7 protein-coding genes are annotated in these 9,700 nt (G+C 59.4%); 2 read left to right on the forward strand and 5 right to left on the reverse strand.

Features of this window, described 5'->3' with window-relative positions; genetic code table 11:
- Both JYJ84_RS19860 and JYJ84_RS19865 read left to right on the forward strand, forming a co-directional pair.
- The coding region (locus JYJ84_RS19860; RefSeq protein WP_205189395.1) for an ABC transporter substrate-binding protein at positions 1-646 on the forward strand (646 nt) is incomplete at its 5' end.
- A gap of 88 nt (positions 647-734) precedes the next feature.
- Positions 735-1,601 carry an MOSC domain-containing protein gene (locus tag JYJ84_RS19865; protein ID WP_175222012.1) on the forward strand — a complete coding sequence of 289 codons (867 nt, stop codon included), beginning with the start codon at positions 735-737 and terminating at the stop codon, positions 1,599-1,601.
- A 175-nt stretch (positions 1,602-1,776) separates the two neighbouring features.
- Here JYJ84_RS19865 and JYJ84_RS19870 read toward each other — a convergent pair whose 3' ends face one another.
- The 5 genes from JYJ84_RS19870 to JYJ84_RS19890 all read right to left on the reverse strand — a co-directional run bounded on the left by JYJ84_RS19870 (position 1,777) and on the right by JYJ84_RS19890 (position 9,606).
- Complete coding sequence (locus tag JYJ84_RS19870; protein WP_175222011.1) at positions 1,777-2,736, reverse strand: hypothetical protein; 960 nt, start codon at positions 2,734-2,736, stop codon at positions 1,777-1,779.
- Between the two features lie 689 nt (positions 2,737-3,425).
- Entirely contained in the window at positions 3,426-4,151 is a 726-nt protein-coding gene (locus JYJ84_RS19875; RefSeq protein WP_164462661.1) for a hypothetical protein, read from the reverse strand.
- Positions 4,152-4,153: 2 nt separating this feature from the next.
- The gene (locus JYJ84_RS19880) at positions 4,154-6,760 is read right to left on the reverse strand and encodes a M23 family metallopeptidase (RefSeq protein ID WP_122946893.1); all 2,607 of its coding nucleotides are present in this window, start codon (positions 6,758-6,760) and stop codon (positions 4,154-4,156) included.
- A 583-nt stretch (positions 6,761-7,343) separates the two neighbouring features.
- The gene (locus tag JYJ84_RS19885) at positions 7,344-8,744 is read right to left on the reverse strand and encodes a sensor histidine kinase (RefSeq protein ID WP_122946892.1); all 1,401 of its coding nucleotides are present in this window, start codon (positions 8,742-8,744) and stop codon (positions 7,344-7,346) included.
- 181 nt (positions 8,745-8,925) lie between these two features.
- Positions 8,926-9,606, reverse strand: a complete 681-nt coding sequence (locus JYJ84_RS19890; RefSeq protein WP_174956396.1) for a response regulator — start codon at positions 9,604-9,606, stop codon at positions 8,926-8,928.
- Between the last annotated feature and the right edge of the window lie 94 nt (positions 9,607-9,700).

Here is a 9,700-nt window from a genome sequence, read left to right on the forward strand (position 1 = left end):
GATCGGCGCGAACCGTTCCGATCCGTACGGCACGGCGGTGCTCGTGCGGCCCGATGCGGCGCTGAAGGGCGCGGCCGACCTGAAGGGCAAGCGGATCGGCACGACGCGCGGCTCGATCGGCCATTTCGTCACGCTGAAGGCGCTCGACGCGGCCGGCCTGCCGCCCGACGCCGTCTCGTTCCGCTTCCTGCCGCCGGCCGATACGATGCTTGCGCTCGCAACCGGCTCGATCGACGCGTGGGCGACCTGGGAACCCTATACCGCGCTCGCCGAAACGAGCGGCCGCGCGCGCGTGCTCGTCAACGGCCGCGGACTGTGGTCGGGCCTCAGCTACATCGCGGCGACCGACGCGGCGATCGCGTCGAAGCGCGACGTGCTGCACGATTTCCTGCGGCGCGTCGTGCGCGCGCAGGCATGGTCGTACCGGCACGTCGACGCGTATTCCGCTGCACTCGCGCGCATCATCGGCATTCCGCCGGCGGCCGCCAGGCTGCAGTTCGAGCGCCGCAATACGCGCTGGCTGCCGATCGACGCGACGGTCATCGCCGAACAGCAACGCACGGCCGACTTCTACCTGAAGGCGGGGCTATTGCGCCAGCCGCTCGACGTGCGCGCGACGTTCGACCCGGGCTTCCCGCTCGCATGACCGGCCGCTCGACGGCGTGCAGCCGTCCAACCGGCTTCGGCACGATCTGGCACAATCGCAGTCTCGCCATCCGCCTTCAGCCAGCGTCATGCCAGCCATCGCCGAACTCTTCGTCTATCCGATCAAATCCTGCGCCGGCATCGCGCTGTCGCGCGCGCAACTGCTCGAAACGGGCCTGGCGTACGACCGCCACTGGCTGATCACCGACCCCAACGGGCAAATGATCACGCAGCGCACGCACCCGCGCCTCGCGCTGATCCGCACCGCGCTCGACAGCGATGCGCTCGTGCTGAACGCACCGGGCATGCGCGAGATCCGCACGCCGCTCGACGGCGACGTAACGCCCGCCACGCCGAAAATGGCCGCGACCGTCTGGCGCGACACCGTCGACGCGATCGACACGGGCGCCGAAACGGCCGCGTGGCTCACCGAATTCCTCGGCATGCCCACGAAGCTCGCGCGCTTCGGGTCCGACACGCGCCGCGGCTGCAATCGCAAATGGACCGGCGAGATCGATACGCACACGCAGTTCGCGGACGGTTACCCGCTGCTCGTGATCGGCCAGTCGTCGCTCGACGACCTGAACGCGCGGCTCGCCGCAAAAGGTGCACCGGCGATTCCCATGAACCGCTTCCGACCGAACATCGTCGTGTCGGATCTCGCCGCATACGAAGAGGATTTCGTCGAGCATCTCGACACCGAAGGCGCGACGCCCGTGCGGCTGCGTCTCGTGAAGCTGTGCACGCGCTGCCCGATGCCGACGATCGACCAGGTTACCGGCGCGCCCAATCCGGCGTGGCCGCACGAGCCGACCGACACGATGCAGACCTATCGTGCGAACCCGAACTTCGACGGCGAACTGACATTCGGCATCAACGCGATCGTCGTCGAAGGCGCGGGCACGTGGCTCGAAGTCGGCCAGTCGCTGGAAGCGGAGATCGGGTTCGGCGATTGAGCGTGGCGCTCACGTGTTGACGAGATTTCCGAATGCCCCGGCGATCGACGCCGGGCGATGATTCCTCACACCAGTGAGGTACGTTGAACTTGCTCGATTTCCATCCTTTCTGTTGAGTTTGCACGCGACCAATTAGACAGTGAAAAATCGGAGGAAGCACACGTCTTTCTTGCGACTATCGTGTTACGCCAAGCTTCCTGGAAGGAACAAGCCTGATCCCCTGTATCAGATCCACAAGCGACGTTTTCGCCCTCCCGTGCAACAAATGGGCTGACAGGGATGCACCGCCGCACAAGACCTGCTGTTGGTTGGTAACGCAGAAACCCAAGTTGCCTTGCGAGGCGACTTTGTCTGGAATCGCCATCAAGACGTAGCCCCGGGTAGTTCCGTTCGCCACATTCGTGACGACAAGCTTCGGCGCCCTCTGTCGAGCAGCCCGCTTCGACAGCGACCAATGCCCGATTCGCGAGGACTTTATGATGTTATCGTTTAAGGCCATGGCACTATCGATATCGCCATTGTCGTCACTCGCACAGCCAAGTGTCAGCGTTATCGCAGTAGTAGGCCGAATACCAGGTAGCTTCGTTAAATACGTTGCGTACTTCTCCCGCCCGTAACCAAGACGATATTCCTCAAATCTAGATTGTCTTTCGATAGTGAAGCGACAAGAGCCTACGCCTCGAAGCTCACGCTGTATGTCGAATTCGGGTGTCGAAAGTATGGAGTCGTCCAATGCTGCTCCGCTCGTGTAACCAGGCACCAATGCAATCAAGACAACGACGGTAGACAAAAGCATTCTCATGTGCCCCTCCTGCGGAGTCTCAGTCGGCATCTTGACCACACAGTGGGTGAGTCGATCACGCAATTCACCGGTCTGCGTCTTGGCGTAGGCAAGGGTCAGCCGATTGCGGTATCGGGAGACAGCTTCAATCACGGCAGCACCGGGTGCCGCCCCATCCTGCGGAATTGGTCGTTCCGGTTCTGCACCGGGCGCAGGTATCATCGACTCGATCAGATCAAGCAGTTGCATCGAATCGCAACGGCTGTGGCCCTCAGTGTCGTCATCGATAAAGGCCCATCCCAACCAGTGCGGGAAATCGGCGTCGCTGTAAACCTTAACGCCTATATCGACCACTCAGCTGAATGCAAACCTGATCCCGCTCTCGATTTCTATTTAAGATAATTGCAATCATCGACTCCTTCCATGCACTTCTGCGCTCGCTCCGATGGAATATCCTTTAGCCTTCCGACCTCCCTGCACCGAAAGCCAGAAGCACAGGTCATCAAAGAAATGTCATATGCGTCATCGACAGGAGTAAAGCTTATCGCACCAACCATTGCCAATTTCCCGCCTTTTATTCGATAACTATAGCGTGTCGCCTGAACATCCCCACTACCGCTTACGATTGCAAAAAGCAGTCCATTCTTTACCTTTGATTGCCGAAGCATTGACGCCTCTCCGACAAATTTGTATGACCTTGAGTCCTTGTCAAAAACCCAATACCACATCCCCCCCAGATCTTCCATTACCATTCGCCACGCCGAGATCACGCCCACCCTTGCCCGTCAAATCAATAAATGAATCGACATTTATTGAATACGCTCCGCTATCACCTTTCCATCAATAATTGACTTTGACTACTGAGCCACCCTCCCTCGACCGTGCTATGTGAACTTCTTTCGAATCTTGGTGTTCGCAACCTGTCGAAGCCAGGGACGAAGGCGACAGCACCGACAACAGCACAGCAAGAAGAACAGCGCCATGAAAGCTAGAGAAATTATCCTTCATAAAATTATGATATGGAAACGAAAACCTTCCACATGTCACGCGATATCGCGCGAAATAATAAAATTATCTCCCACACCCATCGGAATAAAAATACGCCCCTCATCTACCTCATCATCAGAGGACAAAAAGCGGATCGAACGAATTATTTCAAGTATCTCAGGAAGAGCTCTCTCCGAAGATTTCTGAAGACTCCTGCCCACCGTCTCAGAAATATCGCGAGAATCGTAACCGAGTTCTATACCCCCTCTGTCGGTACGTAGCGTGCGCAAACCATCCCCTAAACAAAAATCCAGCTCACGCACCTGACCGGGCTGAAAACTGTTAATAGGATATGACGATATTTGCGCAACTCCAAAGTAAGACGGATGCAGCCTCTCTAGGCGATGTATCTTGTAATAGCGAATATTTTCAGCATCTTCAACAGGAAGCAGTTTCGAGCAAAGATCAGCCGCAGCCCCTTTTCGGCAATTTAAGCTAAAATTCAACGATTTTTGCGCAGCCTGATGACTCAACGAAAAATCCCCATAGAAGTTGCCACCCTCCATGTAGGCCCGAGTATATCCACCTTTTTTTGCGACAAATTCAATAGTGCAGTCATGCATGAAAATAACATAGCGCTGCATACCAGCAGGCATGACTCCAGAATGATCCGCAATGTCCAGCGCCTCCTTGTTTTTATCATGCGCCAACACATATCGATTATTAGCAAAAATAACCAGCCCAAAGATGATATAACATACCAAGCATTTCAAGTATTTCATAGTTATCGAGGCGCCTCCCCCTTCACTTGATAGTCATCAGGCAAGAATTGTCGCACACCACTATCGTTTGGAAACACCGGTCGATCAAGCAATAATACTTGCGCATACGCATGAGCATGATAGCGATCCACTAAACCATTCAACTTTGGATCATCTCTATTGAGATGTCCTGGTAGATTTATCAAGCAGCTCACACGTCGGAAAGACACATTCTCATAAAATGCAAACGGTTGACTACGTCGCTGCTGGCTAGTGATATGCAATGTGAACGAACGGCGAACATTGGGTGAAGCCTTATCCACCTCATAGTTTGCCTTGTGTACGCTCCAGTAGTATCCAGAACTATCTGCAGCATCAAACGCAATTCGGCGCACGTCCTCGCGCCACATCTGTATCTGCGCAGGTAATTGTCGCTCCATATCACTTAGTGGTTGGTTACTTCGTTGAACATCAGCTTGTTTCTGAGATTGCCTCAATCTAGCGTCGAGTACTGAATCAATCCCGCGTCCACGCCAGTGCCAATAGTCTAGATAGTTGCTTGAATGGGTAAGCTGAAGGAAACCACGCCCTATCCAAGGGGCATACCAACGACTGTCGGCGCCCTCCTCTTGCATCACTCGCAACCAAGCCGTTTCAGGCACTGAATTTCCGAGAAAGGCAGCGATACGTTCGGGAGTATTTACGCCGTATTTTCTCAGGGCACGATTCAACTCGATAAGATTCGTCTCGATCAACTGTCCAGCCTGCGCCCTCGTACTTTCGTACACGATCTGAGTCGATGCGCCCGCCCCCAGACCTCGCAAAGCTCGCGCTGGAACCGCTTGCTTCAATTCAGAGGGGCTAAGCCATCCGCTTTTTTTAAAGGCATAAATAAACTGCATCGGATGAAAATGATAGTGCTCGATCTTTAATGTCAGTCCAGCTTCTACCGCCTCCTCCCAAAACGCCAATGCCTGGTGGTGTCGCTTGAGCCTCTCGTACGCAGGCTCCCCCAGGCACATCGGAAACACGATGTTGCCGACCTCACTCGCTCCCTCGGTACCTTTCAGCCAGCCCCAGCGCTTGTCGAAATCGTCACGTGCCCACTCGGTGGGCATCTTGACCACACAGTAGGTAAGTCGGTCACGCAATTCACCGGTCTGCGTTTTGGCGTAGGCAAGGATCTGCCGATTGCGGTATTGAGTAGCGGCATCAACATCGGGCGTAGGCGACATCGGCTCGATCAGGTCGAGCAATTGCGTCGAATCGCAACGGCTGTTGCCGTCGGTATCGTCATCGATAAATGTCCAACCCAGCCAGTGCGGAAAGTCTGCGTCGCTGTAGACTTTCACACCGATACGATTGAGATCCACGTAGGCTGTGACACCACCGCCGATAGCAATCTTGCGGAAATGCGGCAGGCGGCCCTCATGCAGATCTGTGGCGGCCGGTGTGTCGGGCCCTAGGATTCGACCGAAACGCAGCATCTCGTAGCCGGCGCTAGGGCATCCGGGGTAGGTGTCTGTCGCGGTCTGGTAGAGGTTATAACCGCCCTTTGCTTCTTCAACGCCACCACGTCGCCCCCCCTCAGCGTCGCGCGTAGTCAGAGTGATGGTGCCTCGCGCTTCGCTCAGCGCAATGTTAAGCACCTCCTTCGTTTGACCGATGGGCCGTACGGTCCATTGCGCCCATGCCTCGGCGGTCAGATCATCGGGCGGCGTGGTGGCTGCCGCCCCGTAGACGGCCGGCACGCGAATAGTGCGTTGCTGCATGGTCGGCGCCGGCTTCTTCAAAGCATACTGTTCCGAGCCGCTGACTCTCGACCACCAAGTGCCTGCATGTACCGTCGTCTTGCCGTTCAGCGCAAGAATCCGCTCGCGCGTCGTACGGAACCGTTGCGCGACGCTTTCGAGCGTATCGTTGGCGACACCCACGGTGGAGTCGAAGGCACGCACGACGTAGCCCCTGGTTTCGGTACGCGGGTTGACCGCGTACATAGGCGTACCAGGAGGCAACACGATATGAATGTCGCCCCAGACACAATTTCGTCGTCCCTCGGAGGCTTGCAACTTGCCTTCGTTGCGGCCCATCAGCTTCTCTACGTTCGCTTTGTCAGCAACGATTTCGAAATGGATGCGATTTGCTCTGCCGTAGATCTCACCTGCCTGGCCAATGGGGTCTTTGCGATAGATCTTGTCGCCTTTCGTCCACGCTGCCTTGGTGGCCGAATTGATCGCCACGCTCTTCAGGTGCTGGTAGATCGAATAGAAGACGACCTCGACGCCCTCGCCGATTTCAGTCTGGTGCTTGAGGATCACCACACCATTGCTGGTCCAGCCGGCGTAGTAGAGCAAGGGATAAGCGTCGCGCTCTTGCTCGGTCGGGTTCTGCTTCGGTTTGGCAGCGCAGGGACGCACGAACACAACCTCGCCGTCGGCAACGGCGCGCACCGGTTCAGGATTCGCATCGGGGCCTGGCGCGACCAGATGCACGCCGCCATGCCAACCGAATTGATGACTAACTGGGAAACTGCCTTTGCCGCTCTTTTCTCCGAGGCCAAAGGTTCCGTCGTTCCTGTCGTCCTCGGTTCGCGGCTGAGGCGTGCCCAGGAAGGGGAAGCTGATAAGCATAAGCGGCTCCACAAACTTAGTTCGCAAAATGGCATGTCGTTGGGAGCAATCGACTGATCGGCCAGCGGTTGGCCATCGATACCGAAGGGATTGCGACGACCGGCTCCACTGCCAGCCCCCCGACCTTTGAATTGCGTTAGCGCAGCGTTCAGGTAATGCCGCTATCGCCCAGCGTGATAGCGCTCCGAACTGCGCGAAGTGAGAGGTTCGCCGGCGAGGTACAGAATGTCCATGAGACGAATCCGAAATTTGGAGGTGGTATTTTTCCTTCGGATGACATACACGCGGGTCTTAAAGAACCCGAAATGCCCTGCAATGCGGGTGAAATTCGGAATCGGCGTCAAATAGCCTGAATTGATCAGGATTCCGACACGCAGTTACCCCCGGTTGGAGTACCCAATAACCGACAAAGACGCGCGGAATTGGCAATGCCGTTCCCGGCAGCGCAGGCGAAATGTCAGTTCTCCCAGAATCGGCGAACCAACTCAATTCAGATAGCCGTTGCAATTGCGCTCAGGCACATTCCGTTGCAATGCAATCGAACTTCAGTGGATTCCGCCACGCACCTCGTCAGCCATTCCCATCAGCCACCGGCCACCGGCAACCGGATCGTGACAACCAGCCCGCCGCCGGCCGCATCGGCAAGCGTCACATTGCCCTGATGCACGCGCGCGATCTCGCGCACGATCGACAGCCCGAGCCCCGTCCCCTCCACCGTCTGCGTCTTGCTGCCGCGATGGAAGCGCTCGAACACGGCATCACGCTCGTCCGCCGGAATGCCCGGCCCGTTGTCGATGACGTCGAGCCGCGCATGCTCGCCATCGCGCGACACGCGCACCGTAATCACCGCGCGGTCGCCCGCATAGCGGATCGCGTTGTCGATCAGGTTGCCGATCATCTCGCCGAGCAGGTCGGACTGCCCGTGCACGTCGAGGTCGGCCTCATGCTCGAAACCAAGATCGATGTCGCGCGCGCGTGCAACCGGCGACCAGTCGAGCGTCACGCTGCGCGCGAGCCGGTGCAGCGCGACCGGCTTGTGCGCGACTGCATGGCCGCTGTCCGAATCGAGCCGCGACAGCGACAGCAGTTGCTGGACGATCTTCGCGGCCTGCCGCACGGCACCGTTCGCACGCCGCAGATGCCCGTTCGCGCGCGGCTGCTCGTCGGGCCTCAGCGCGAGCTCGACACCGGCCTGCACGGCCGCGAGCGGCGTCTTCAGTTGATGCGCCGCGTCCGCGAAGAAGCGGCGCCGCGCGACCTGCATCCGCTGCGTGCGGCCGATGTACTGATTGATCGCCTCGACGAGCGGCGCGAGTTCGCTCGGCACCGCGCCGGTATCGAGCGGCGTCGTATCGTCCTCGCTGCGCGCGGCGACCGTGGCCGACAGCCGGTTCAGCGGCCGCAGCCCGCGCCCGACGCCGAGCCACACGATGCCGAGCGCCAGCACGACCAGCAATCCTTCCTGCAGCAGCGACCCCACCAGAATTTCGCGCGCGAGCGCCTGGCGCGCCTCGATCGTCTCGCCGACCATCACCCACACGATTCGCGACTGCGCGGTCGGCACGTCGTGCACCGGGATGCGCAGCGCGGCCATCCGCAACTGCTCGCCGCGATAGATAACATCGTAGTAGCGCGTGACGAACAGCGCGCCGTCGCCCGCGTCGCGCCCCTGCGGCAGCGGCAGGTCCGGATAGCCGGTGATCGTGTGGCCGTTGTCCTCGCGGATCAGGTAGTAGATCTTGCCGCCGTCGCTCGATTCGAGCATTTCGAGCGCGAGATACGGCAGGTCGACCTCGATCTCGCCGTCATTGAGCCGCACACCTTCGCGGATCGACTTCAGCGACGACGACAGCGTCCGGTCGAACGCGACGTGCGCGGCGTTCATCGCGCGCTGGTACGTGAGCCACGAGTCGAGCGCGAGCAGGCCGAGCAGCGGCAGCAGCAGCCACAGCGCGACCTGGGTGCGCAGGTTCGGGCGGGTCACTCGCCCCCCCACCAGGCCGCCCCATGGAGCATGGCGGAGAATGCGCGGCGCGCTTCGCCGCGCCCGCGCGGTCGGCCGTGAATGGCAGGCGTGTCGTTGGCGGGTCGCGAACGTGTCGATCCGGCGTAGCGTGTCAACGCGTCTACCGGTCCCGTGCAAGGATCGTGGGCGCGGCGGTGGCTCACTCGGCCGCCTCCGCCTTCGCTTCGAGCAGATAGCCGAGCCCGCGCAACGTGACGATCGCAACCCCCGTGTTTTCGAGCTTCTTGCGCAGCCGGTACACGTAGATCTCGATCGCATCGGCGTTAACCGACTCGTCGAGCCCGAAGATCTTCTCCGACAGCGTGTCCTTGTTGATCGCACGGCCGTTGCGCAGGATCAGCACCTCGAGCACCGAGCGCTCGCGCGGTGTGAGCGACAGCGGCTCGCCCGCGAGATGGAAGCTGCGGTCGATACTGTCGTACGAAAGCGGCCCGCATTCGACCCGCGAATGCTCGTGGCCGAGGCTGCGGCGGATCAGCGCGCGGGCGCGCGCCTCCAGTTCGGTCAGTTCGAACGGCTTCGCGAGATAGTCGTCGGCGCCGAGATCGAGCCCTTTCACGCGATCCTCGACCGAGCCGTGCGCGGTCAGGATCAGCACCGGCACCGGATTGCGCCGCGCGCGCAGCCGCCGCAGCACTTCCAGCCCGTCGAGCTTCGGCAGCCCGAGATCGAGAATCACCAGCGCGTAATCCTGCGTGCGCAGCACGTGGTCGGCCGCCTCGCCGTCCGCCATGTGATCGACCGCGAAGCGCGCCGCGCTCAGCGCGTCGTTCAGCGACTGGGCGAGGTTCGGATTGTCTTCGACGAGCAGCACACGCATGGGGATTCCGGTAAGGTCAGCGACAGGTCGCTACATTACATGATCCTTTCCATGCCGACGCCTCGCGGAAACACCGGTTGCGCCGCCGGCGCGG

The organism is Burkholderia sp. LMG 13014 (assembly GCF_905232215.1).
GTDB lineage: Bacteria > Pseudomonadota > Gammaproteobacteria > Burkholderiales > Burkholderiaceae > Burkholderia.

Coding starts and splice junctions, on each gene's coding strand:
- JYJ84_RS19890 (WP_174956396.1), bottom strand. CDS start 9,606: ATGCGTGTGCTGCTCGTCGAAGACAATCCGAACCTCGCCCAGTCGCTG.
- JYJ84_RS19875 (WP_164462661.1), bottom strand. CDS start 4,151: ATGAAATACTTGAAATGCTTGGTATGTTATATCATCTTTGGGCTGGTT.
- JYJ84_RS19880 (WP_122946893.1), bottom strand. CDS start 6,760: ATGCTTATCAGCTTCCCCTTCCTGGGCACGCCTCAGCCGCGAACCGAG.
- JYJ84_RS19865 (WP_175222012.1), top strand. CDS start 735: ATGCCAGCCATCGCCGAACTCTTCGTCTATCCGATCAAATCCTGCGCC.